General features: G+C 43.4%; 25 protein-coding genes. 21 read left to right on the top strand and 4 right to left on the bottom strand.

The features are described 5' to 3' along the window. The 10 genes from BTO30_RS12175 (at position 1) to BTO30_RS12130 (ending at position 8,787) form a co-directional block, all read left to right on the top strand. Positions 1-717 (top strand): energy-coupling factor ABC transporter permease, encoded by a 717-nt coding sequence (locus BTO30_RS12175; RefSeq protein WP_245796451.1) that lies wholly within the window; start codon positions 1-3, stop codon positions 715-717. Then, complete coding sequence (locus BTO30_RS12170) at positions 714-989, top strand: energy-coupling factor ABC transporter substrate-binding protein (protein ID WP_075398997.1); 276 nt, start codon at positions 714-716, stop codon at positions 987-989. The genes BTO30_RS12175 and BTO30_RS12170 overlap by 4 nt, the downstream gene beginning before the upstream one ends. After that, a complete protein-coding gene (locus BTO30_RS12165) occupies positions 986-1,651 on the top strand; it encodes an energy-coupling factor transporter transmembrane component T family protein (protein WP_075398996.1) in 666 nt (221 codons plus the stop codon). The genes BTO30_RS12170 and BTO30_RS12165 overlap by 4 nt, the downstream gene beginning before the upstream one ends. After that, the gene (locus BTO30_RS12160; RefSeq protein ID WP_075398995.1) at positions 1,644-2,444 is read left to right on the top strand and encodes an energy-coupling factor ABC transporter ATP-binding protein; all 801 of its coding nucleotides are present in this window, start codon (positions 1,644-1,646) and stop codon (positions 2,442-2,444) included. The genes BTO30_RS12165 and BTO30_RS12160 overlap by 8 nt, the downstream gene beginning before the upstream one ends. A gap of 101 nt (positions 2,445-2,545) precedes the next feature. Next, positions 2,546-3,886: a polysaccharide deacetylase family protein gene (locus tag BTO30_RS12155; RefSeq protein ID WP_075398994.1), complete on the top strand. Its 1,341-nt coding sequence runs from the start codon at positions 2,546-2,548 to the stop codon at positions 3,884-3,886. A 128-nt stretch (positions 3,887-4,014) separates the two neighbouring features. Further along, complete coding sequence (locus BTO30_RS12150; protein ID WP_075398993.1) at positions 4,015-5,313, top strand: hemolysin family protein; 1,299 nt, start codon at positions 4,015-4,017, stop codon at positions 5,311-5,313. 117 nt (positions 5,314-5,430) lie between these two features. After that, a complete protein-coding gene (locus tag BTO30_RS12145) occupies positions 5,431-6,888 on the top strand; it encodes a nicotinate phosphoribosyltransferase (protein ID WP_075398992.1) in 1,458 nt (485 codons plus the stop codon). Positions 6,889-6,992: 104 nt separating this feature from the next. Next, complete coding sequence (locus BTO30_RS12140; RefSeq protein WP_075398991.1) at positions 6,993-7,565, top strand: IMEF encapsulin system ferritin-like cargo protein; 573 nt, start codon at positions 6,993-6,995, stop codon at positions 7,563-7,565. A gap of 12 nt (positions 7,566-7,577) precedes the next feature. After that, on the top strand, positions 7,578-8,432 hold the full coding sequence (locus tag BTO30_RS12135) for a family 1 encapsulin nanocompartment shell protein (protein ID WP_075398990.1): 855 nt from the start codon (positions 7,578-7,580) through the stop codon (positions 8,430-8,432). Beyond that, on the top strand, positions 8,425-8,787 hold the full coding sequence (locus tag BTO30_RS12130; RefSeq protein WP_143331963.1) for a 2Fe-2S iron-sulfur cluster binding domain-containing protein: 363 nt from the start codon (positions 8,425-8,427) through the stop codon (positions 8,785-8,787). The genes BTO30_RS12135 and BTO30_RS12130 overlap by 8 nt, the downstream gene beginning before the upstream one ends. A gap of 111 nt (positions 8,788-8,898) precedes the next feature. Here the strand turns inward: BTO30_RS12130 and BTO30_RS12125 are convergent, their stop codons facing one another. After that, complete coding sequence (locus BTO30_RS12125; protein WP_075398989.1) at positions 8,899-9,378, bottom strand: hypothetical protein; 480 nt, start codon at positions 9,376-9,378, stop codon at positions 8,899-8,901. A 584-nt stretch (positions 9,379-9,962) separates the two neighbouring features. Here BTO30_RS12125 and BTO30_RS12115 point away from each other — a divergent pair. The 7 genes from BTO30_RS12115 to BTO30_RS12085 all read left to right on the top strand — a co-directional run bounded on the left by BTO30_RS12115 (position 9,963) and on the right by BTO30_RS12085 (position 19,268). Beyond that, on the top strand, positions 9,963-10,775 hold the full coding sequence (locus tag BTO30_RS12115; protein ID WP_083632404.1) for a basic amino acid ABC transporter substrate-binding protein: 813 nt from the start codon (positions 9,963-9,965) through the stop codon (positions 10,773-10,775). 63 nt (positions 10,776-10,838) lie between these two features. Then, positions 10,839-11,504: an amino acid ABC transporter permease gene (locus BTO30_RS12110; RefSeq protein WP_075398987.1), complete on the top strand. Its 666-nt coding sequence runs from the start codon at positions 10,839-10,841 to the stop codon at positions 11,502-11,504. Beyond that, on the top strand, positions 11,491-12,213 hold the full coding sequence (locus tag BTO30_RS12105) for an amino acid ABC transporter ATP-binding protein (protein WP_075398986.1): 723 nt from the start codon (positions 11,491-11,493) through the stop codon (positions 12,211-12,213). Before BTO30_RS12110 ends, BTO30_RS12105 begins: the two co-directional genes overlap by 14 nt. 405 nt (positions 12,214-12,618) lie before the next feature. Next, positions 12,619-14,463, top strand: a complete 1,845-nt coding sequence (locus BTO30_RS12100; protein ID WP_143331962.1) for an assimilatory sulfite reductase (NADPH) flavoprotein subunit — start codon at positions 12,619-12,621, stop codon at positions 14,461-14,463. A 27-nt stretch (positions 14,464-14,490) separates the two neighbouring features. Beyond that, positions 14,491-16,209, top strand: coding sequence for an assimilatory sulfite reductase (NADPH) hemoprotein subunit (cysI, locus tag BTO30_RS12095; protein WP_075398985.1), 1,719 nt, complete (start codon positions 14,491-14,493; stop codon positions 16,207-16,209). 424 nt (positions 16,210-16,633) lie between these two features. Further along, a complete protein-coding gene (locus BTO30_RS12090) occupies positions 16,634-18,226 on the top strand; it encodes a long-chain-fatty-acid--CoA ligase (RefSeq protein WP_075398984.1) in 1,593 nt (530 codons plus the stop codon). Positions 18,227-18,449: 223 nt separating this feature from the next. Further along, positions 18,450-19,268 carry an STAS domain-containing protein gene (locus tag BTO30_RS12085; RefSeq protein WP_342743409.1) on the top strand — a complete coding sequence of 273 codons (819 nt, stop codon included), beginning with the start codon at positions 18,450-18,452 and terminating at the stop codon, positions 19,266-19,268. Positions 19,269-19,280: 12 nt separating this feature from the next. On the opposite strand, the gene BTO30_RS12080 is transcribed toward BTO30_RS12085, so the two are convergent. Further along, positions 19,281-19,778 carry a hypothetical protein gene (locus BTO30_RS12080; RefSeq protein ID WP_083632403.1) on the bottom strand — a complete coding sequence of 166 codons (498 nt, stop codon included), beginning with the start codon at positions 19,776-19,778 and terminating at the stop codon, positions 19,281-19,283. Positions 19,779-20,110: 332 nt separating this feature from the next. On the opposite strand from BTO30_RS12080, the gene BTO30_RS12075 reads away from it, so the two are divergent. After that, positions 20,111-20,326, top strand: a complete 216-nt coding sequence (locus tag BTO30_RS12075; protein WP_075398982.1) for a KGG domain-containing protein — start codon at positions 20,111-20,113, stop codon at positions 20,324-20,326. Between the two features lie 134 nt (positions 20,327-20,460). On the opposite strand, the gene BTO30_RS12070 is transcribed toward BTO30_RS12075, so the two are convergent. Together BTO30_RS12070 and BTO30_RS12065 are read right to left on the bottom strand one after the other, a co-directional pair. Further along, positions 20,461-20,949: an ImmA/IrrE family metallo-endopeptidase gene (locus BTO30_RS12070; protein ID WP_075398981.1), complete on the bottom strand. Its 489-nt coding sequence runs from the start codon at positions 20,947-20,949 to the stop codon at positions 20,461-20,463. Between the two features lie 153 nt (positions 20,950-21,102). Further along, positions 21,103-21,468, bottom strand: coding sequence for a helix-turn-helix domain-containing protein (locus tag BTO30_RS12065; RefSeq protein ID WP_075398980.1), 366 nt, complete (start codon positions 21,466-21,468; stop codon positions 21,103-21,105). Between the two features lie 169 nt (positions 21,469-21,637). Here BTO30_RS12065 and BTO30_RS12060 point away from each other — a divergent pair, with 169 nt between their 5' ends. From BTO30_RS12060 to BTO30_RS12050, 3 genes are all read left to right on the top strand, one after another. Further along, positions 21,638-21,850, top strand: coding sequence for a helix-turn-helix transcriptional regulator (locus BTO30_RS12060; RefSeq protein WP_075398979.1), 213 nt, complete (start codon positions 21,638-21,640; stop codon positions 21,848-21,850). 41 nt (positions 21,851-21,891) lie between these two features. Then, the gene (locus BTO30_RS12055) at positions 21,892-22,137 is read left to right on the top strand and encodes a hypothetical protein (RefSeq protein WP_075398978.1); all 246 of its coding nucleotides are present in this window, start codon (positions 21,892-21,894) and stop codon (positions 22,135-22,137) included. A 354-nt stretch (positions 22,138-22,491) separates the two neighbouring features. Continuing rightward, entirely contained in the window at positions 22,492-23,451 is a 960-nt protein-coding gene (locus BTO30_RS12050; protein WP_075398977.1) for a GNAT family N-acetyltransferase, read from the top strand. Positions 23,452-23,498: the final 47 nt, after the last annotated feature.

The raw sequence follows: 23,498 nt of genomic DNA, 5'->3' as shown, positions 1-23,498 counted from the left end.
ATCATCCTTATTTTTTCGCTTTCTGTCTTTTTCTGGATTAATTCCTTCACCGAACCTGCAGCGATGCACATCATGGAAGGTTTTTTGCCGGTCTGGTGGACTGTTTTCTGGTGGATTGTGACCATTCCATTCATTATATGGGGATTCAAAACATTAAAAAAGGCTGTTGATGAAAATCCGGAAGCAAAGCTTATGATCGGCTTTGCCGGCGCATTTGCCTTCGTTTTATCCGCATTGAAAATTCCATCTGTGACCGGCAGCAGTTCACATCCGGTCGGAACGGCGCTTGGAACGATGTTATTCGGTCCCGCCGCGATGACGGTGCTCGGTACCATTGTATTGTTGTTTCAGGCATTGCTGCTGGCACATGGCGGTATTACAACGCTTGGCGCCAACGCTTTTTCCATGGCGGTTGCCGGTCCATTTGCGGCGTATGCGGTGTACCGTTTATTGAAAAAAGCGGGGGTCAAGCCGGGTGTAAACGCGTTTTTTACCGCATTTGCAGCCAACATTGTCACATACACGGTCACATCGCTTCAGCTGGCGCTCGCGTTTCCATCTGAAACGGGAGGAATTTATGCATCGTTTCTCGAATTTGCCGGCATTTTTGCGGTAACTCAAGTTTCGCTGGCCTTTTGTGAAGGGTTATTAACTGCGGTTGCAGTGAACTGGCTTGAAAAGCACCGCACATCGCTAAAAGGAGTGAATTTTTCATGAAAAATTTGTCATTAATTCTTTTAGCTGCGGCGATTGCCATCATTCCGCTGTTTATGTGGCAGGATAGCGAATTTGGTGGAGCGGACGGCCTTGCTGAAGAGAAAATTACCGCGATTCAAACAGACTATAAACCGTGGGCAGCTCCTATTTTTGAACCGCCCGGCGGCGAAACAGAAAGTCTTCTGTTTTCCTTGCAGGCGGCCATTGGAGCGGGCGTGATCGGATATGTGATCGGAACCGTTCGTGCGCGGTCGAAAAGGGATAAGTCATGAACGTCATTGACCGCACAGCGTATAATAGCCGGTTTGCCCGCATTCACCCTGCTGAAAAAGCAGCTGTTTGTCTGCCGCTGCTTTTTCTTTCAATCATATGGAGAGAACCGGAAGCGGCTTTTTTTACGGTGATAGCGGCCTCGTTATTTGCTTTTTTAGGCGGTGTATCGCCTTTTTTATATATTCGTCTTTTATTAGCGCCGGCCGCCTTTATTTTGGCCGGCGTTTTGCCGATTGCTTTCTCATTTGCCGGCTGGCTGTCTGTTTATGCTGACAGCTATTCCATTGATAAAGCAGTCACGACGGCATGTGCGGCATTTGCCGGTGCTGCTTCTCTTTATGCGTTTATTTTAACGACACCTTTTACACAAATCATCTGGCTCATGAAAGCATGCAAACTGCCTGCACTCTTTATCGACATTCTGGCACTTGTGTACCGGTTTATTTTTCAGCTCTGGGAAAAAAAGAACGAGGTGATCATCGCTCAGACACTTCGTTCGGGCCGTCCCGGTGTTCAAATGGCTGCAAGAACCGCTGTCCATATTTTTACCCAGACTTTAATGGAAATGAATGAGCGTCAGCACGCCGTGGATATGCGGGGCGGTCTTGACTATATCGCAGCGGCTGAGTGGCAATCGTTTTGGAGGAAAAAGAATGATTGAACTAAAAAACATCCACTCTTCGTATCCGGATGGTACGGAAGCGTTGAAAAGAATTGATTTAACCATCCAAGCAGGCGTCAAAATAGCGCTTCTTGGTGCGAGCGGCTCTGGAAAATCGACCCTTTTTCATCATTTAACCGGTTTAATGAAACCGGATGAAGGCACGATTTTCATGAATAAAGAGCTGCTCACCTACAAAAAGAAGCAGCTGCGGGAATGGCGGAAAAAAATCGGCTTTGTCATGCAAAATCCGGATATGCAGCTGTTTGCACCGTCCGTAGAGGAAGACGTCATGTACGGGCCGCTTCAGCTCGGATGGTCGATGAACGAGGCGAAAAAAGCTGCACAGGATGCCATGGATAAGTGCGGAATTTTACCGCTTCGCCATAAACCGCCGCACGCGCTCAGCATGGGGGAAAAAAAGCGTGCGGCGATTGCGGGTGTAGCCGCGATGAATCCGGACGTGTTTATTTTGGATGAACCGGAAGCTGGACTGGACCCGGCTAACGTAAAAAAGCTTATTGCATTGATCAATGATTTTCACAGCAGGGGTAAATCGGTTATTGTCTCCACACACCATGTTGATTTTGCATATGAGTGGGCGGAGGAATTTATTATTTTAGACAAAGGGGAACTTGTAAAACATGCAAATTCCGCTGTCGTATTCAACGAGCCGCTTCCAAACGGACTGGAGGTTCCATGGGCATTTGAAATCGGCCGTCTCACTGGAACAAGACCTTTTACAAAAAAGGACGCTTTTCGTATTTTCGGGGAATTAATGTCCAAAATGTAACATTATTTTTATAAAAAGGGTTGTGCTCTTCTTCATGTTTGATTACACTTAATAAATGGAAGTAACCACCAATATATATGCTTATTAGCAGGGGATACAACATGAAGCAGAGAAAAATGGTTTTTGCTGTGCTTGCTAGTCTGACCATGTTTATCCTTGTTCTTGCGGTCAATTTGATGGTGACTGCGGTGAACAAGGATGATCAGACGATTGTATGGGCGACGGATGTAAAAAAATCAAAGTATAATGGTGTAGACATTAAAACAAGAGTGGCAGAAGAAGCGCTCTATAATATGGCTGTTCATTATCCGGTTTTTTCCGAAGCGGAATTAGATGAGCAAATTGAACGGTATGTACGGACAAAAGAAACACAGTTTTTTGCGGAGTTGGACTCCATCGGCACAGAAGCATTGTCACAACAGCCGGCATCGTTTTCACTCACGTTTCGACTTATCCCGGCGGGTGAAGGGTTTTATTGCATTACGTTCATGACCGATACATATACGGGAACCGGAGAAAACAGCGTTACACAGGATACAGTGATGGCTGATGCGGCGTCGAAAAGGTTTGTCTCCGGGCGCGAGTTGTTTATCAATCCCGACAAAGCGGCCCGTGCTTTGCAAAAGCCGGTATGGGATTCACTTTCGGAGGAGGAAAGTGAAAATGAACAAATAGCCCAACATTTTATGGGAGAACAGGCCCTTTCAAACGTGTATATAGAAGAAAATAATGTGATATTTGCGTTTCCTCATGGCCAGACAAAACAAGTAAGGCTGCCGCTTAAAAAAATATCGCCTTATATGAAAAAAGAATGGCGGGAGCGTTTTGCATCGAATGTGACAAAAGAGAAGCCACAAGCACCGGAAACAGCTGAGGCATCAAGCAGCGGCCAAAAGAAAAAAGCTGCCCTGACTTTTGATGATGGACCGAATCCGGACAGTACAGCCGCTATTTTAAACGTCCTGAAAAAATATAATGTAAGAGCAACATTTTATGTGCTCGGCAGCCGCGTTGACTTTTATCCGGATCTGGTCGAACGAATGGTACTCGAAGGACATGAAATTGGCAGCCATTCGTGGAGCCATAAAGATTTTACGAAATTGTCACCGGAAGAGATCAAAATGGAACTTGACAGGACAACTGCGGCAGTTGAAACAGCGGCCGGTGTTTCGCCTTTATCCGTCCGCCCGCCTTATGGGGCGACAAACGAACGTGTCAATCAAATCATTGGTACATCGCCGGTTCTCTGGTCAGTGGATACACTAGACTGGAAAAACCGTGACCCAAAAGCCATTACGGAGATCGTCAAACAGAATGTACGAAACGGCTCTGTTATATTAATGCATGATATTCATAAAACAACGGCCGATGCGCTTGAAGAAGTGATTATCTATCTTCAAAAGCAAGGATACGAACTTGTCACCGTAGATGAACTTTATTAACCGTCCGGTTCAGCATGTGCTGAGCCGGACTTTGTGTTAAATGGAAAACGAACGTGGTATGATAAGAAAAAAAGCCTGTTTATTTCTACATATAGGAGGTGTTTGCTCCGTTTAATCGGAGCTGGCCATTGGAGATCATCAATTTACTCGGTATTGTCTTATTAATTGCGCTGACAGCTTTTTTTGTGGCGGCGGAATTTGCCATTGTAAAATTACGTTCATCGCGAGTGGATCAGCTTGTCGCAGAAGGAAAACCGGGGGCATCGGCTGTGGAGCGCGTGACAACGCACCTCGACGAATATTTATCGGCCTGTCAGCTTGGGATTACCATTACCGCTCTTGGGCTTGGCTGGCTTGGAGAGCCGACTGTGGAACGGCTGCTACATCCGCTGTTTGAACGATTTGAACTGGCTTCCTCCCTGGCGGCTGTTTTGTCGTTTGCGATCGCCTTTTCCCTCGTCACGTTTTTACATGTGGTCGTCGGTGAATTGGCGCCTAAAACCGTTGCGATTCAAAAAGCGGAAGAAGTGACCTTGGCGCTCGCGGTTCCGTTAATCTGGTTTTATCGCATGATGTATCCATTCATTTGGCTGTTAAATGGTTCGGCCCGTGTTTTTGTCGGCCTGTTTGGGCTGAAGCCGGCATCTGAACACGATGTCGTTCACACGGAGGAAGAGTGGCGGCTGCTGTTATCAGAAAGCTACAAGAGCGGCGAAATTAATCAAAATGAGTTGAAATATGTCAACAATATTTTTGAATTTGATGAGCGGACTGCAAAAGAAATTATGGTGCCGCGGACGGAAATGGTCAGTCTCTCGATTGAAGATGCGAGGGCGGATGTATTTTCGGTGATTAAGGAAGAAAAATATACGCGCTATCCGGTCATTGACGGCGACAAAGATAACGTCATCGGGATGGTAAACTTTAAGGAGATTTTAACGGCTGCTGTGAGAGAAGAACGGCTTCCGGACATGGAACCGCTCCGTCAGTTTATAAAACCTGTTATCCGTGTATTTGAAAACATCCTTATTCACGATTTGCTTGTGAAAATGCAAAAAGAACGGACACATATGGCGATTTTGATTGATGAATACGGCGGCACATCCGGCCTCGTTACGGTTGAAGATATTTTAGAGGAAATTGTCGGAGAGATTCGTGATGAATTTGATGCAGATGAAATTGCCGAAGTGCGCAAAGTGAAAGATGGACATTATTTATTTAACTCCAAAGTACTGATCAGCGAGGTGAACGATCTTCTCGGAACGAATTTGAATGATGAAGATGTTGACACGATCGGCGGATGGTTTTTAACAAAGAACATTGATACGAAAGTGCATGATGTGATAGAAATAGATCAGTGGCTGTTTGAAATTTTGGAAATGGATGGTCATCACATCCTGTATATAGAAGCAAAAAAACTCGCATAATGCGGGTTTTTGTTTGTTCACGGCGCAAATTGTCCCGGAAACGGTTGCCGGAGCGCGTAAAAAGGTGTAAGATGACAAGAATGAAGTGCGATGGAAAAGCAAAGGGAGTATAGAAATATGTCACGATATGAAGACGACAGTCTTGCCTTGCATACCGACCTTTATCAAATTAATATGGCTGAAACGTACTGGCACGACGGCATTCATACAAAAAAAGCAGTGTTTGAATTATATTTTCGTAAAATTCCGTTCGGTAATGGGTACGGTATTTTTGCAGGACTTGAAAAAATTGTGGATTATTTGGAAAATTTTCGTTTTACAGAAAGTGATATTGAGTATTTACAGAGTCTTGGATATGAAGACGATTTTTTGTCGTTTTTAAAAGAGATGCGTTTTACCGGGACATTGAAGAGTATGAACGAAGGTGAACTCGTTTTCGCAAACGAGCCGATTTTACGTCTCGAAGCACCATTGGCAGAAGCGCAGATTATTGAAACGGCACTTTTGAACATTGTGAATTACCAAACATTGATTGCGACAAAAGCATCGCGGATTAAGCAGGTGCTTGGTGAAGAACCAGCGATGGAGTTCGGTTCCCGCCGTGCGCATGAAATGGATGCGGCGGTATGGGGGACAAGGGCGGCATACATCGGCGGTTTTGACGCGACAAGCAACGTCCGCGCCGGTAAACTATTTGGCATTCCGGTATCTGGCACGCACGCTCATGCATTAGTACAGACGTATAAAGATGAATATACGGCGTTTCATAAATATGCACAGCGGCACCGAGACTGCGTTTTTTTAGTCGACACATATGATACGCTGAAGTCGGGTGTTCCGGCTGCTATCCAAGTTGCCAAAGAACTTGGTGATCAAATCAATTTTATCGGCATTCGGCTTGACAGCGGCGACATGGCCTATTTATCAAAAGAAGCCCGAAAAATGCTGGATGAAGCGGGATTTCCCGATGCACATATTGTCGCATCGAATGATCTCGATGAATATACGATCATGAATTTAAAAGCGGAAGGCGCAAAAATTGATATTTGGGGAATCGGTACAAAGGTGATCACGGCTTACGATCAGGCGGCACTTGGTGCAGTGTACAAACTCGTGTCGATTGAAGACGAAGCGGGGGAGATGAGCGACACCATTAAATTGTCAGCGAACCCTGAAAAAGTGACAACACCGGGGCTGAAGCGGGTGTACCGCATCATAAATAAACTAAACGGGAAAGCGGAAGGCGATTATATTGCGCTCGATCATGAAGAGCCGCAAAAAGCGGACAAGCTTAAAATGTTCCATCCGGTGCATACATTTGTCAGTAAATTTGTGACAAATTTTGAAGCACGCGAACTGCACGATCTTATTTTTATAAACGGTGTCCGCGTGTACGATCTGCCGAATATTGAATCGATCCGCCGGCTCGTCAATGATAACCTCGAATTGCTTTGGAATGAATATAAACGAGCATTAAATCCGGAAGAATACCCGGTTGATTTAAGCCAAAACTGCTGGGATAATAAGATGAAAAACATTGAAGCTGTCAAAGCGAAGCATCAACGTCTGGTGTAAAAAAAATGACCCCTTGTGCGGGTCATTTTTTTGTTGTAACCTTTGCCGATATAAGCGGTAACGATTATAATAGAAGATATTCACGATTTAGGGAGGTGCTTGTTGTGCAACAAGAATTGAGTGAATTTCACAGCATTTTCACCGGAACAAAAAAAGACATCGAAAGCTTTATGGAGATGTTGGATCCGGTCATTCATAATGCGAGTGACGACCATGAACGGCTTTATTATCACCATATTTATGAAGAAGAAGAACAGCGGCTTGCCCGCCTTGCCGAGCTTATTCCGCTTATTGAAACATTTCAGGCAGGAAAAGGCGGTGATTTTTCCCCATCCAATAACACATTTAACCGGCTGCTGCAGGAGCTGAATTTAGAAAAGTTTGGTCTGCACAATTTTGTCGAGCATCTTGACCTGGCTCTGTTTCAATTTAAAGATGCCGAAAGACAGGCGAAATTGTCTGAAATGCGCGGAGCGAACCATACGAGTTATCAATTCGTAAAAGAGAAATTAGCCGATATTAATGAACGGTTTGATACCGGTTACACAGATCCGCACGCACATCACGATGAACATGGTGATCATTTAGCCGAGCATTCTCACGCAGCACCGGCCGCAAAAGCAGTTATTCAAAAACCAAAACGTTCATTTACAGTTGGATCACTCATTTCAAAATAAGGAGAGATTTTTATGAATAAAGCTCAATTATATCCGGATGCGCCACTATCAGCAGGTGATTTTGACGAATTGGACCGCGTCATTATCGATGCGGCGAAAAAACAGCTGACAGGACGACGCTTTATTGAATTGTACGGTCCGCTCGGCCGTGGCGTACAAAGCATCCACACAGATATTTATGCTGAAAAAAGCGAAGCCCATATGGACTTTCAAGGATCGTTTGATACGGAAATCGAATCAGCGAAACGCGTTAATTACACGATTCCGCTTTTGTATAAAGATTTTGTTTTATACTGGCGCGATATTGAACAGGCAAAAACGCTGGATATTCCGATGGATTTTTCCTCCGCTGCGAACGCGGCGCGCGATGTGGCTCTTCTGGAAGATGAAATGATTTTCCACGGCGCAAAGCAGTTCGATATTCCGGGACTGATGAATGTAAAGGGCCGCCAGACACATTTAATCAGCAACTGGTATGAATCCGGCACTGCATTCCAGGATGTCGTAGAGGCGCGTGGAAAGCTAATGGAAATGAACCATAACGGCCCATATGCGCTCGTGCTGTCACCTGAGCTATATGCATTGCTGCACCGGGTTCACCGCGATACGAATGTGCTGGAGATTGAACATGTGCGTGAGCTTGTGACAGACGGGGTTTTTCAGTCACCTGTGCTGAAAGGCAAGACAGGTGTACTGGTAAACACAGGCCGTAATAATCTTGACCTGGCGATTTCAGAAGACTTTGAAACAGCTTACCTTGGCGAAGAAGGAATGAACCATCCATTCCGCGTGTTTGAGACGGCTGTCCTTCGCATTAAGCGTCCGTCTGCGATCTGCACATTCGCTGATCCGAAAGACGATGAATAAAAAATGGACGGTCGGCTCCCTCATCCCAGGAATGGAAACAGTGAGAGAAATGACCGATCACGCTGTTATAACAGATCATGTGGCGCCTGCAGCTGCTGCGCCGGAAAAGACGGCTGTTGAAATCCGGCAGGGAACAGTCACTTGTTCTTTCCCGGTTCAGACAGGTGTCCTGCTCCTCGATGCCGCTCTTGAACGGGGATGCGGCATTCAGTATAAGTGCCGGAAAGGAACGTGCGGCGCCTGCACAGTCGATGTTGTGTCAGGCAGTGAGCATTTATCGGCCCGTAACCGTGCCGAGCAAAAAAAGCTTGGGGCGGCTGCGAAACGACTCGCCTGCCAGGCTGTAATGAAATAAAGAAAATCCGCCTTTTTTACCCGGGCGGATTTTTATGATGATGAGGAAAAGATCAAAGGCTAAGAAAACGGCGTCCTGATCATTAAAAAAAAGCCCCCAAATTGGCGGCTGTCAGGCATATCGGCGTTTATCCATTATGACGAGATTGTTCTCGATCGTAAATGGAAGGATGACTTCCCGTTTTTCAATTTCACGGACACTCACATCGCGGACGATTTTAAGCGCTTCTTTTTTGAAAGATGATGTAACAAATCCTTCATTCACCTCGCAAAGCTTGCGCAAGTACCGGAGTGTTTCTTCTGTCATCATTTCACGCACAGACACGTTCTCAAGCTGGCAAATGAGCTTGTGACGAAGCCCTCTCATCACACCAATTTGATCCACGTGCGCCGTGACATTTTCGCCATTATCATCAATAAAGCTGAACGAAATGTATCTTCCCTGTGACAAATCGACATTAGTAAAGACCGGATTCTTGTATGTTTCACCGGATGCAAGTGTGATGGACTCGGCTTCCGCAGCACCGCCCAGCTTGCGGCTGTTCGCAATGACCATGTGGATATCCTTGAGTCCGTGCAGCATTCCATTCATCAATCTTCCCTCTTTCCTCGTCGTTGTTACCCTTATTTTAAAGGGAATGAGAATCATTGTCAACAAGAAAAAAAGAAAGGCATAGCATACTTTATTCTTCAATAATATCTTTTAGAACGGTTACATTTGCTGAATGCATAGAACTTCAATATAAAATAAACAGTGAATCACGTTTTTCACTGCTTGTTTTTTCATAAACCTGTTATTCGTTCCGGGTCTGAGAAATGTTGCGAGCTGCCTATAATCAACATGTGTTACAAGGGATGCAAGGATAATTTCTTCATATAAAAAGGCGGCAGGCAATAGATTTCGCCGCATGGCTCCACTATTCTGCCGTTCTTCCATACACTTCTCAAATTCATTATTTTTTGCTAATTATGCTTGTATTTCCCTTTTATTATTTATTAATCTGAAAATTCCTTCTTTATTCAAAAGTTTATTCAATTTAACACAAAAAATCACGAAAATATGTCGATAATCATGAATATTAATGCATAAAAATAAATTTTTCGACAAAATCTATTGAAATTCGATTGGCAGCACGCTATTATCTTAGTATATAAAAAAGCAGAGGAGTTTTTATCATGACATTTACAATCAAAAAAGCGGCAGCTGCTATGGCTGTCAGCTGTGCACTGCTTTTATCTGCCTGCGGCGGCAGCGGAGAAGAACAAAGCACGGGTTCTGAAGATAAAAAAGTATTAAACGTTGGTACGGAAGCGACTTTTGCACCGTTTGAATTTATGGATAAAGGAGAAGTGTCCGGTTTTGATGTGGATCTTCTTCAGGCAGCAGCGGCAGAGGCAGGTTATGAAGTGAATATTCAAAATACAGGCTGGGATGCCATGCTTGCCGGTTTGCAAAGCGAACAGCTGGATATCGGGATGTCCGGTGTGACCATTACCGATGAGCGAAAAGAAACGTACGATTTTTCCGTTCCTTATTTTGAATCAGTGAGTATGATTGCTTTCAAAGAGGGTACAGATATAAAAACAGCAGAAGACTTAAAGGGCAAGAAAATCGGTGTTCAAAATGGGACAACAGGTCAAATTGCGGCAGAAGCGATTGTCGGCAAAAATGACAGCTCGATTTCCAAATACAAAACATCCGCACTTACGTTCCAGGCTCTTCAAAGCGGTGATGTCGAAGCAGTTGTAACAGATATTGCCGTAGCGTATGAATTTGCGAAAAACAATCCGGATGCGGGCATTCAAACTGTCGGCGATGACCAATTTGTCCCGGAATATTACGGAATTGTGTTCCCGAAAGGCAGCGAATTGAAAGCGGAATTCGATGAGGCATTAAATACCCTTTATGAAAATGGAACATACGCAGAGATTTATAAAAAATGGTTCGATGAAGAACCGAACATCGATTCATTAAAAGCGGCACAATAAAAAATAAAAACGGCTGTCCGATGATTAAAGGACAGTCGTTTTTCGCGAAAGGAGAAATATGTTATGGATTTTCATTTTGAAATCGTCCAGGATTACATGCCGTTTTTCTTAAAAGGGATGGCGTTAACCGTTGGTGTGTCACTTGCGGGCGTTCTCATCGGTCTTCTTTTGGGCTTGCTGATCGCCCTTGGAAAAATGTCGTCGAATCAATGGGTTCGTCTCCCGTTCAACATATATATTAATGTTTTCAGAGGTACGCCATTACTTGTTCAACTTTTAATCATTCATTTTGGTATTGTCCCGTTATTTATGGCGCAGTCCAATCCCGTCGTATCGCTTGTAATTGGACTTTCATTGAATTCAGCAGCTTATATCGCCGAAATTTTCCGTGCCGGTATTCAGTCGATTGATAAGGGGCAAATGGAAGCGGCTCGCTCTCTTGGCATGACACGTGTGCAGGCAATGAAGCTCGTTATTTTGCCGCAGGCGGTCAAGCGAGTCATACCGCCGCTTGGAAATGAGTTTATTGTGCTATTAAAAGAATCATCGCTCGGATCGGTCTTGGCAGCACCTGAATTGATGTACTGGGGACAGGCGGCGGCCGGTCAGTATATCCGGGTATGGGAACCGTATTTGACAGTCGCGCTCATTTATTTAGTATTAACACTTTCACTGACGTATTTGATGAATTACATTGAAAGGAGAATGAAGACTGATGATCTCCGTTAAACATTTGAAAAAATCGTTTGGTGATAATGAGGTATTAAAAGATATATCCATTGATGTCAACCCGCAGGAAGTCGTTGTGGTCATCGGGCCGTCCGGTTCGGGGAAATCAACGTTCATCCGTTGTTTGAATATGCTGGAAAGCATTAATGGAGGGCATGTCGTGATTGACGGAAAAGATTTGACAGATAAAAAAACCAATATCAATGAAATCCGCACGAATGTTGGGATGGTCTTTCAGCATTTTAATTTATTCCCGCATAAAACCATTCTTGATAATATCACATTGGCCCCGATAAACGTTCGTGGCATGAATAAAAAAGAAGCGGAAGAAAAAGCAATGGTTCTCCTCGCCAAAGTTGGCCTTGCGGAAAAAGCATCAGCCTATCCGGATTCGCTTTCCGGCGGGCAGAAACAGCGTGTAGCGATTGCCCGCGCGCTGGCAATGGAGCCGAAAGTAATGCTGTTTGACGAACCGACATCTGCTCTTGATCCGGAAATGGTCGGAGAAGTTTTGGAAGTCATGAAGCAGCTGGCGAAAGATGGCATGACGATGATTGTCGTCACCCATGAAATGGGTTTTGCGCGTGAAGTAGGCGACCGTGTTGTATTTATGGACAACGGCTATATTGTGGAAGAAAATGAACCGAAAGCGCTGTTTGATGATCCAAAGCATGAGCGGACCAAAGCTTTTTTAAGTAAAGTATTATAATTAACATTCAGCAGAATTGGCGGAGGCTGTCCCGAAACTCAGTGGAAATGGACGGCGGGGCAGCCTTATTTTTGCACACACAAAAACCGCCGGACCGTAACAGTTCATCATATGCAGGATCATCATGGCCGGTTTTAAAGAAAAATAATTGTTGTTCTTATATAAAATAGATTGACTTAAAACCTACTTAACATATAGGATTAATATAGGTGTCGAAAGCATAATCGTTAAATGTTGTTTTGCAGAGTAGTTTCCTCTTGTTTCAGCGTTCAGTAAAATGGTAAAACAATGATGTCAAAAGATCAAGTATCGATCCGCTGGCTGCCATAAACAGAAGCAGTATGGATCAACTATTCTATGCACATACGAGAATGTACCAATATATTTTTTGTGAGGTGGATATTGTTGCAACTTCAGGTAATGAACAGTCCGTTTAATCAGGAGCAGGCAGAGCTCCTCAATCGTCTTCTGCCGACGCTGACAGAGTCACAGAGGGTTTGGCTCAGCGGGTATCTTACCGCTTCGCTGGCCGTTTCCTCTTCCGCAGCACCTGCTGCTGCCATTATGCAGGAAGCGCCGGCGGCAGAAATTCCTGCGGCGAGCTCCGGGCAGACAATTTCGAAAGAAGTGACCATTCTTTATGGATCACAAACAGGAAACGCGCAGGGTCTTGCGAATAAAGCAGGCAAGACACTTGAAGGGTACGGTTTTCAAGTAACCGTCTCATCCATGAGCGATTTTAAACCGAATAATTTGAAGAAAGTTCAAAACCTTCTTATTGTTGTGAGCACGCATGGAGAAGGCGAGCCGCCGGATAATGCGCTGTCGTTTCATGAGTTTCTTCATGGCAGACGGGCGCCGAAATTGGATGATCTTCGGTTTTCTGTATTGTCTCTTGGTGACAGTTCTTATGAATTTTTCTGTGAAACAGGAAAAGAATTTGATAAGCGTCTTGAAGAGCTTGGCGGCGAACGCATTGCACCGCGTGTCGATTGTGACCTTGATTTCGAAGAACCGGCAGCGAAATGGATTGAAAGTGTCCGAAATGGTTTAAGCGAAGCACAAGCGGCTGTGGTCGCTGCTGCTCCGTCTGCAAAAACAACCGCAGCGGCTGGCGAAACCGTTTATTCGAGAAAAAATCCGTTCCACGCGGAAGTGCTCGAAAACCTAAATTTAAACGGACGCGGCTCGAATAAAGAAACGCGTCACCTTGAAATTTCACTTGAAGGCTCTGGCCTTACCTATCAGCCGGGCGATGCACTTGGCATTTACCCGCAAAACGATCCGGAACTCGTGGACAAACTCATCCAGGCATTAAATTGGAATCCGGATGAAACGGTTACGGTTAATAAGGAGGGTGACGTTCTTTCATTGCGGGATGCCTTTACATCGCATTATGAAATTACCGTTTTAACAAAACCGCTGATGGAAAAAATAGCTCAATTGACCGGCATCGATAAACTGCATGAATTAATCGGTTCCGGCAATGGAGAAAAACTGAAAGAATATATAAAAGGACGCGATTTGCTTGATGTTGTCCAAGACTTCGGTCCATTTGGCGTGTCCCAGCAGGAATTTCTGAATCAATTGCGCAAAATGCCGCCCCGTCTTTATTCAATCGCGAGCAGTTTATCCGCAAATCCGGATGAAGTCCATTTGACGATCGGTGCTGTCCGTTACCATTCGAACGGCCGTGACCGGAACGGTGTATGCTCGATTTTATGCGCAGAACGTCTGGAGCCAGGTGCTACGCTGCCGGTTTACATTCAGCCTAACCAAAACTTCAGGCTGCCGGAGAATCCGGATACGCCTATCATCATGGTTGGTCCAGGCACAGGTATCGCTCCGTTCCGTTCCTTCCTGCAGGAGCGTGAAGAAGCAGGAACAGAAGGGAAGTCGTGGCTGTTTTTTGGCGATCAGCATTTCGTGACGGATTTCCTTTACCAGACGGAATTACAAAAATGGCTGAAAGACGGCGTGCTGACTAAATTGGATGTTGCCTTCTCACGTGATTCGGAGGAAAAAGTATACGTTCAGCACCGTATGCTGGAGCATAGTAAAGAATTATTTGAATGGCTTGAACAAGGCGCATCATTCTATGTCTGCGGCGATAAAACAAATATGGCGCGCGACGTGCATAATACACTGATTGATATTATTGAAAAAGAAGGCCAGATGAGCCGCGAAAAAGCGGAAGCGTATGTTGCGGAAATGAAGAAGCAAAAACGTTATCATCGTGATGTATACTGATTTTGGAATGAAAGGAGTTTTTTCAACATGGTGAACCCAATATTAAAAGCGCCGGAAGGCCCCCCGAGTGATGTCGAGCGCATTAAAAGAGAAAGCAATTATTTACGCGGCACACTGAAGGAAGTAATGCTGGACCCGATCAGCGCCGGAATTCCCGACGATGACAACCGCCTGATGAAGCACCACGGCAGCTATTTACAGGATGACCGGGATCTTCGCAATGAGCGTCAAAAACAAAAATTGGAGCCTGCTTATCAATTTATGCTGCGCGTCCGCTTGCCGGGCGGTGTGGCAACGTCAGCTCAATGGCTTGTCATGGACGACCTCGCCCAAAAATACGGCAATGGCACGTTAAAACTGACAACACGTGAAACATTCCAAATGCATGGCATTTTAAAATGGAACATGAAAAAGACGATTCAGGAAATCCATTCGACGATGCTTGATACGATTGCGGCTTGCGGTGACGTAAACCGGAACGTTATGTGCGGATCTAATCCTTATCAATCCGAGCTTCATTCCGAAGTATATGAATGGTCGAAACAATTGAGTGATTATTTATTGCCGCGCACAAGAGCGTATCACGAAATTTGGCTGGATGAAGAAAAAGTGGCCGGCACACCGGAAACGGAAGAAGTCGAACCGATGTATGGACCGCTTTATTTGCCGCGGAAGTTTAAAATCGGTATTGCTGTTCCGCCATCAAATGACATTGATGTCTTTTCACAGGATCTTGGCTTTATTGCGATTGTGGAAGAGGGCAAGCTTGTCGGCTTTAACGTGGCGATCGGCGGCGGCATGGGTATGACGCATGGCGATAAAGAAACGTATCCGCAGCTTGCAAAAGTAATCGGCTTCTGCACGCCGGATAAAATCCTTGATTTGGCGGAAAAAGTCATTACGATTCAGCGCGATTACGGTAACCGCTCAGAGCGTAAAAATGCCCGGTTCAAGTACACCGTTGACCGTCTCGGACTGGAAACGGTAAAAACTGAACTGGAAAACCGCCTCGGCTGGAGCCTGGATGAAGCGAAGCCGTATCATTTTGATAATAACGGCGACCGTTATGGCTGGGTAAAAGGCATGAAAAATAAATGGCACTTCACATTATTTGTTGAAGGAGGCCGAATCACAGATTATGAAAACTACAAGCTTATGACAGGTCTTCGTGAAATTGCCAAAGTTCATACCGGCGAATTCCGTCTAACGGCTAATCAAAACTTGATCATTGCCAATATTTCAAGTCAGAAAAAGAAAAAAATCAGTGAGCTGATGGAGCAATACGGGTTGACGGATGGCAAGCAGCACTCAGCGCTCCGCCGCAGTTCTATTGCCTGTGTGGCTCTTCCGACATGCGGACTCGCTATGGCGGAAGCAGAACGTTACCTTCCGACGCTGATTGATAAAATTGAAGAGATCGTCGATGAAAACGGTCTTCGTGATAAAGAAATCACGATCCGCATGACCGGATGCCCGAACGGCTGTGCACGCCATGCGCTCGGAGAAATCGGCTTTATCGGCAAAGCGCCGGGCAAATACAACATGTACCTTGGCGCTGCGCACGACGGAAGCCGCTTAAGCAAAATGTACCGTGAAAACATTGGTGAAGCAGAAATTTTAAGCGAACTGCGCGTGCTGCTTTCCCGCTACGCAAAAGAACGGGAAGCAGGCGAGCATTTCGGTGACTATGTAATCCGGGCCGGCTTTGTCAAAGCTGTTCATTCCGGACTGGATTTTCATGATTAAAATAATGATTGAAAATAAATAAGTTGAGAAAGCTCCAGAACGGAAACAGACAGATTCATCGACAAACAGGGCATGTGCCGCTGCGATGGACTTTATAAAGAATATACTATGTATGGGTCAGAGATGGCCCCCTCACATTTACTACACCTGAAAAAGGTGTAGTTTTTTTATTGCAGTCTTTTTGCTCTTTTAAAAGTAATCGGTTCATTATCAAAAAGAGGGAGTCGTCATTAGTCAATAAAGTAGGAAAACTATGTTATGATGGAAGCAAGCGGATGAGGAGGTATAGTGTTTTTTGATGCTCCATACAAAAAGGCATCTGTACATACCGGCTTCCACTCTGCGATGAAGGAAAACACTCGTTTAGTGTTCCAGCGCTTTAATTGTGAGTGAAAAAATTCGAGGTTTCCAGGGGGATGAAAACATGAATTTACCACTTGTGTTAACACAGTTTCTTGATCGTGCGGTGACTTATTATGGAGACAAAACAGCGGTGATCACAGGAACAGGTTCCATCACGTACCGTGAACTAAATGGAAGAGTGCAGCGTTTGTCACACGGTTTGCAATCGGAAGGGATTCAAAAAGGCGACAAAGTGGCGTACCTTGCACCTAATTCTCTTGAAATGCTGGAAGGGTTTTATGGCTTGTTTCAAGCAGGTGCTGTGATGGTTCCGCTGAATACCCGATTAAAGCCGGAAGATAATTTATTTATTTTGGATCACAGTGAAGCAAAACTTCTTTTTGCGGACGAGGAACTGTATTCGCTTATTAAACCCATTAAGGACAAGCTCAAAACAGTCCGAAAAATAATCGTACATGCCAAGTCGAAAGAATGTCCGGAGACCGGTTATGATGAGTGGATCATGAAATTTCCTGAAACCGCTTACCAAAGGGCGGGCGTTGATGAGGAGGATCTTGCCAGCCTTCTTTATACGAGCGGGACAACAGGAGATCCAAAAGGTGTTATGCTCACGCACCGCAATAATTACCTGCATGCAATGTCATCCATGCATGCGCTCCGTGTTTCTGATCGGGATGTATATTTACACGTGCTGCCGATGTTCCATGTAAATGGATGGGGTTCTCCTTTTTATTACACTGCCAATGGAGCAACGCATGTTTGTTTGAAAAAAACGGACCCGAAAACGATTTTTGATGCATGTGCAGTGTACGGTGTAACCGTGATGCATATGGCACCGACTGTTTTAAACAGCTTACTTCAATATAATGACGAAAATAAACCGGAAATTCCGAAAAATGTGCGTGTTATGATCGCCGGATCAGCGCCGCCTCCTTCTTTTGTTGAACGTGTAGAGACGGAACTTGGCTGGGAGTTTATACAAGTATACGGGATGACTGAATCATCCCCGTACAGCACGTATTCAGTCATTCGCCCGCAGTTGGATGATCTTTCATCGAAGGAACAGTATCGCCTGAAAGCGAAAGCGGGTTTCGGCATGATTGGCAGTGAAGTGCGGATTGTAAACGAATTTGGAGATGAAGTGCCTCATGATGGAATCTCGATAGGAGAAGTGACAGTACGAAGCCATGGCGTAATGAAAGGCTATTGGAAAAATGAACAAGCGACAAAAGAAGCCATTCAGAACGGGTGGCTTTACACAGGAGATATGGCTACTGTAGATGAACATGGGTATATCGATATTCTAGATCGGAAAAAAGATATCATTATCAGCGGTGGTGAAAATATTTCCTCCATTGAAGTGGAAGGCGTTTTATACGAGCATAAAGATATTGTCGAAGCCGCTGTTATTGCTGTTCCGCATGAGAAGTGGGGAGAAACACCGCACGCCTTTGTTGTAAAACGGCCATCTTCTGAAATCAGCGAACAGGAAATCATTGATTTTTCAAGAAGCCGCCTTGCACATTTCAAAGCGGTAACAGGTGTGACTTTTGTGAAGGAGCTGCCAAAAACGGCTTCAGGGAAAATACAAAAAGTGCATTTGCGAAATGAATATTGGGACAAAGCAGGAAAAACGGGGCGTTTTGTTAATTAATTGTGATCGGTATTCACCCCAAAAGGATCGTTCTAAACGTATGATTGACGAAAAGGAACGATCCTTTTTCTCGGCGGTGGATCATAAGCAATGAAGAAAAAGATGTATAGTAGGAAAAAAGAGAGATCTTATCAAGTATGTATATGATCCGAGCATGTCTTTTTTTTGTTTTAGGTTATAATTTAATCATTACAGTATTAAGGGTGTGGGAAAAATGGCGTCGATGTCCAAGGTTGCTGATTACTTAAATAAAAACGCGAAATTTTTGTCTGTTGAAATTGTTGAAGCTGTTCTTCAAAAAATGAATTTACAGATTCCTGATTGGGAAAAAGAGCAGGCAGTGAATATGTATATTGATTTTATTGGTTTTTTGGGAAAATCCATTATTTCTGAAAAAGAGACAATGCCTAAGGAACTTATTACATGGAGTAAACAAAATGGAGAACGTGAAGCCTCTTCAGGTGGAAAGATATCAGAGATTATTGTCCGTTATCCGCCCACCCGAATGATCTTTACTGAAATCATAACGAGAATTAGTTTGGAGAATAGGCTATCCATTGAAGGAACAGCTTTTCTTATTAAGCGGGTGAACGCCATGCTGGATATAAGCATCAATGAAACGCTTTTTGCATTTGAGAGACTTAGTGAACAACTGAAACAGGAGACGCAAAAAGAGATGGCTGAATTATCCGCACCTGTAGTGCCGATTCAAGATGGTTTAGCCGTTCTCCCATTGATCGGTACAATTGATTCGTATAGGGCTGCCTATATTTTAGAAAAGGTTGTACCGAAAATTGCCGATTTTCAGCTTAACTATCTGATTGCTGATTTTTCGGGCATTTTTACAATTGATACAGAAATCGCCCAATATTTATATAATATTGAGAATATCCTTCGTTTGCTGGGCGTTCAGACAATTGTAACAGGTTTACGCCCTGAAATCGCTCAAACGATTGTGAAGGCGGGAATTGATATGTCACCGATTATGACTTTTGCCCATGTAAAGCAAGCATTAGAAAGCCTAAAAGCAAAATCTGTGTGAATGTCTTTCAGATTAATCGTACGATCTCCTATTGCTATGATAAGGCTCCAGTGAATAGTGCATAAGAAGCATCAAAAATTCTCCATCCTCATAATTTAATAAACGGCGGGCATAGACCCATGCGTTTGTTTCAATACGCAAAGCGATCCGTTTTTTCTCCAAAGGGTCTATGCTCTGGTCGAATTGGCCGGCCAGAAGCGTTAACTCTTTATCTTCTGCATGGCCAAGTTCGTGAGCAAAAACAGCGGCAAGGTGCTTTTCAAACGGCTTAAGGGAGCCGTACAGCACTTTGCATTGCTCTTGAATGCCTTCAAGATAAAGGGTGATACGATGATGCAATAAACTGTATTTTCCGCCGGCAATGGTTTTTCCGCTCAGTGCCTGCCCGATTTCAACGGAAACGGAGCTGCCTGAATGGGCAAGCAATTGCTGAACAACAGGCGGGAGAGAAATCGTTTTTACTGTATCAGTTTCTTTGAGCTGGTCCTCATCAGTTAATGTTCTTTTCACTTTTTCTCCTTTTAATAGATCGTTTTACATGTTAAATAGACAAATAAAACCCTTCTAGTATGGGTCGTTAAAATGGAAACTCATTTTGTACCGTAGTAAGAAGGAATCAACCATTAAATCCATTATACAACAATTTTTCCCCGCAGCACCTGCGATATATGTATTCTTTAAAGAATGATAATTTAGTCCTTATTTTTCAATAAAATAAAATACAAATTAAAAATAAATAATTATTAGGAATTTATTACTGAATTTCAAAAAAACGTTTACTTTTCCTCGGAGCGGGAAATCAACCAGTGTGTCACAATCATACCCATAAGGAGGAATGCAAGATGGCAAACAGAAATAACGACAATGGTGGAAAAATGAGCCGTGAGGAAGCAGGACGCATGGGTGGAGAGGCAACTGCAAAAAAACATGATAAAGAATTTTTCCAGGAAATCGGTGAAAAAGGCGGAGAAGCAACAGCAAGAAACCATGATAAAGAATTTTATCAGGAAATTGGCGAAAAAGGCGGAAAGTCTAACAATAACCGGAACAACAACTAATTGAACCATCAAGATGTGAGTAATTTGATAATGGCACCCCCGAATAGCGGACATTACCTATTCGGGGTTTTCGTTTTTCAGCGGCCAATCTGCCTGCGATGAATAACGGAGTATGCAGAAATAGCAATCATCTATTACTTTCGGGTGTTATAAAGAGACTGGACGCGGCGGGTATATTGTTCAAAGCGAAGTGCAGCAAAGGATGGTTCAACACCAAATATTTCGGAGATGACCAGGATCGCCGCTTGTTTTTGAAAAGGGAGATTGATTCGTTCAAGCATAAAAGAAGGTATACAAAAATGGAGAGCAAAATTATTTGCCTGCCGTTCCTGCAATTCGAGGAAAGCGGAAGGGAGAGCATGCTGATTTCCGGCATGGAGAAGGAGGTGGCACAGTTCATGGGCAAATTCCTGCCATTGTGCATGAGGAGAGAGATGCTGATTAAGCAGAATGACGGAACAGCACTCAATCTTAAAGCATTTGCTGACACCATCTACATAATCAACAATAACACCCATTCGTGCAGCGATTCTTTCAATGCCAAGCTCATTAGGATCTTGAATGCCGATTGAGGTGTAAAATGTTTCAATAAAATCTTCTAAATGTGTTTTTGTGAAATCCAAACAGATCCCCTCTTTCCAAATGACTGGAACAGAATATAAGATTGGAATTAGTTTAAAACAAAGCTCTGCCAATTGGAAGACAGAGCTGCTGCAAAAAGGAAATTATTTTTTGTACGATCGTCCTTAGGCGATCAGCAGGGAGATCCCCTGTATTTATTTTGTCAGTCCGCGTTTTTTAATAATCTCCCAAATTTGACGCATTTCCTCAAGCTGTTCCTCTTTAGATTGAGCCATTTCTTTAAAGAAAAGGTTCAATTCAGGGTTTTTAAAGAAAGCCAGCATTTTTTTTTCATCATCGGATAGGTCAGTGTCCGTCACATTCCTTTCTTTACCCTTAATTAAATAATCCGTCGTTACCTCAAAAAAATCGGCTAATTTTTCAATCGTAGAAAGGTCAGGCTGCCTGCTTCCGTTTTCATAATGCCCGTAGGCTTGTCTTGTAATACCGAGAAATTCAGCCATTTCCTTCTGCGTCTTTTGTTTATTTTTGCGCAATCTCTTTAAAATATCAGGGAACATAACAATACCTCGCTATCCGTTGCTATATAAGAATTATACAGCAACAATAAGTTGCTTAAAGAGAAAGATACAAATTGTTTCGCTCATACATTGACAGAAACATTATGTTTCGTATAATGGGAAATATAAGGAAACGAAATGTTGCTTATCGGCAGGCAAGGAGGTGATGATGATGAGAATATTTTTGATCGATGCCAGAAAATCTTTGAACTTGACTCATCAGGATGTAGCGGATTATGCCAAGATTAAAAGACAGTATTATGGAATGATTGAAAGCGGTGATCGTAACCCAAGTGTAAAAGTGGCGAAGAAAATTGCGGAATTATTAAAGGTGGACTGGGCTCTTTTTTTTGAAGAAAAAGGAACCAAAACGTTTCGTTAAACAAATTCAGCCGAAAAGAAGCCGATGAAGGAGGCAATGATTTGAAAAGGAACTTTATTCTTTTACCTGACGTACAGATGATAGATGAAGTGAGTATTTATATTGATGACATTCAGTTAAAAGCGGAACATGCTGGCGGTATTGTCGAACTTGATTTTCTGGATAAATTGTCTTCATATGAAAATGACTCGCTGGGTGGTTTCGCTACAGACATCGATAATATTAAAGCAATTGGAGAAGCCTTGCTGGAGTTTTATAGCCGCATGACAAAAAATAGATGCCCTTAAAAAGATTTCAGTAAAAGGAACTGAAAAATGACATGGAAATAAAACATGTAAAAAACAATAGTTATATAATGGCGAAAGCCTCAGCTTATGCTGGGCTGTTTTTTTGCATATAGAAATAAATTTTTTTTTTACAAAGGATAAAAATTCATTTATTATTTCGTAACTTGATATCTTACAACCTTTTTTGATAATTTATATCATTTTTTCAAAAAAAGTATTGAAATTTATTTTTTAAAAATTATAATCGTATTAAGTTTAAAATTAATGATATTAATTATCGAAATTACGTTTTTTATTTTTCGAACGGTATGAAACCGTTTTCTTATTGGTGGTTCTAATGAAGGAGAGGGGAAGATGGAATATCGGCCATTACATGAGGTTGAATCGAAGACGGCAACAGACTTTTGGAATGCTCATCTCTCACAAAGCTTTCCGATGACAGAGAGATTATGGGAGCAGAATACGAAGAAAAATAAAAATCTGCTGAGACATGGTTCCATGGCATTGTATGAGAAAGAACGGATCATTGGCTTTGTGTCTGTTAAAGTTGTCCATGATCCATTAACCGCTGACATGGATCAAGGAGCCGGTTCTATTCAAGCGCTTCTAGTAGATAAAGAGTATCGTCATCGATCTATTGGTTCGAAACTGCTCGCTCATGCAGAAAAAGAATTGTTTTCCTGTCATATTAGTGAAATCCGATTGGGAAGAGATGTGGAGCATTATTTTCCCGGGATTCCAGTAGAACAGACAAAAACGACAGAATGGTTTAAGAAAAAAGGGTATATTCCGCAATCGATTGAAACAGATTTAACCAAGCATGTATCCGATGCCAACTTTTATACGCTGCATAATAACGAAATTGAACAGATAGAATTTCGTGTGTTAACAGAAAAAGACCTTGATGCTCTGATTTCTTTTTTACGTTATTCATTTCCGGGGCGCTGGCATTACGAGGCGGAATTATACAGAAGATCGGGCGGGACAGGCCGTGACTTTATGGGGCTGTTTGTAACTGGTGAATTGAAAGGCTTTTGCCGGATCAATGACGGGACATTTCCTATAATCCCTCAAAACATTTACTGGGCCCCGCTTCTTAAAGGAAAAGCAGGAGGAATGGGACCTCTTGGTATTTCAACGGATATACGCGGGAGCCATATGGGATTAGATCTTGTCAAAGCCGCTGCTAATGAATTAATAAGGCGGCACATGGATCATCTTGTTATTGATTGGACGCAGCTTGTAACCTTTTACGAAAAGCTTGGCTTTAAACCTTGGAAATCATATGTTTCTATGAAAAAAATAAACACTTGAGAGGGGGGATGCACGATTTCATGCAACACATTTGTACATAAAAACAG

The sequence above is a fragment of the Domibacillus antri genome (assembly GCF_001936625.1).
GTDB lineage: Bacteria > Bacillota > Bacilli > Bacillales > Domibacillaceae > Domibacillus > Domibacillus antri.
Note: the sequence above shows the minus strand (reverse complement) of the source record. Positions and strands in the feature narration are given on the sequence as shown.

Excerpts from the sequence above, each read along its gene's own strand:
- BTO30_RS12170 (WP_075398997.1), top strand. The coding sequence starts at position 714 with ATGAAAAATTTGTCATTAATTCTTTTAGCTGCGGCGATTGCCATCATT.
- BTO30_RS12165 (WP_075398996.1), top strand. The coding sequence starts at position 986 with ATGAACGTCATTGACCGCACAGCGTATAATAGCCGGTTTGCCCGCATT.
- BTO30_RS12160 (WP_075398995.1), top strand. The coding sequence starts at position 1,644 with ATGATTGAACTAAAAAACATCCACTCTTCGTATCCGGATGGTACGGAA.
- BTO30_RS12155 (WP_075398994.1), top strand. The coding sequence starts at position 2,546 with ATGAAGCAGAGAAAAATGGTTTTTGCTGTGCTTGCTAGTCTGACCATG.
- BTO30_RS12145 (WP_075398992.1), top strand. The coding sequence starts at position 5,431 with ATGTCACGATATGAAGACGACAGTCTTGCCTTGCATACCGACCTTTAT.
- BTO30_RS12135 (WP_075398990.1), top strand. The coding sequence starts at position 7,578 with ATGAATAAAGCTCAATTATATCCGGATGCGCCACTATCAGCAGGTGAT.
- BTO30_RS12130 (WP_143331963.1), top strand. The coding sequence starts at position 8,425 with ATGAATAAAAAATGGACGGTCGGCTCCCTCATCCCAGGAATGGAAACA.
- BTO30_RS12125 (WP_075398989.1), bottom strand. The coding sequence starts at position 9,378 with ATGAATGGAATGCTGCACGGACTCAAGGATATCCACATGGTCATTGCG.
- BTO30_RS12115 (WP_083632404.1), top strand. The coding sequence starts at position 9,963 with ATGACATTTACAATCAAAAAAGCGGCAGCTGCTATGGCTGTCAGCTGT.
- BTO30_RS12110 (WP_075398987.1), top strand. The coding sequence starts at position 10,839 with ATGGATTTTCATTTTGAAATCGTCCAGGATTACATGCCGTTTTTCTTA.
- BTO30_RS12105 (WP_075398986.1), top strand. The coding sequence starts at position 11,491 with ATGATCTCCGTTAAACATTTGAAAAAATCGTTTGGTGATAATGAGGTA.
- cysI (WP_075398985.1), top strand. The coding sequence starts at position 14,491 with ATGGTGAACCCAATATTAAAAGCGCCGGAAGGCCCCCCGAGTGATGTC.
- BTO30_RS12090 (WP_075398984.1), top strand. The coding sequence starts at position 16,634 with ATGAATTTACCACTTGTGTTAACACAGTTTCTTGATCGTGCGGTGACT.
- BTO30_RS12085 (WP_342743409.1), top strand. The coding sequence starts at position 18,450 with ATGTCCAAGGTTGCTGATTACTTAAATAAAAACGCGAAATTTTTGTCT.
- BTO30_RS12075 (WP_075398982.1), top strand. The coding sequence starts at position 20,111 with ATGGCAAACAGAAATAACGACAATGGTGGAAAAATGAGCCGTGAGGAA.
- BTO30_RS12065 (WP_075398980.1), bottom strand. The coding sequence starts at position 21,468 with ATGTTCCCTGATATTTTAAAGAGATTGCGCAAAAATAAACAAAAGACG.
- BTO30_RS12060 (WP_075398979.1), top strand. The coding sequence starts at position 21,638 with ATGATGAGAATATTTTTGATCGATGCCAGAAAATCTTTGAACTTGACT.
- BTO30_RS12050 (WP_075398977.1), top strand. The coding sequence starts at position 22,492 with ATGGAATATCGGCCATTACATGAGGTTGAATCGAAGACGGCAACAGAC.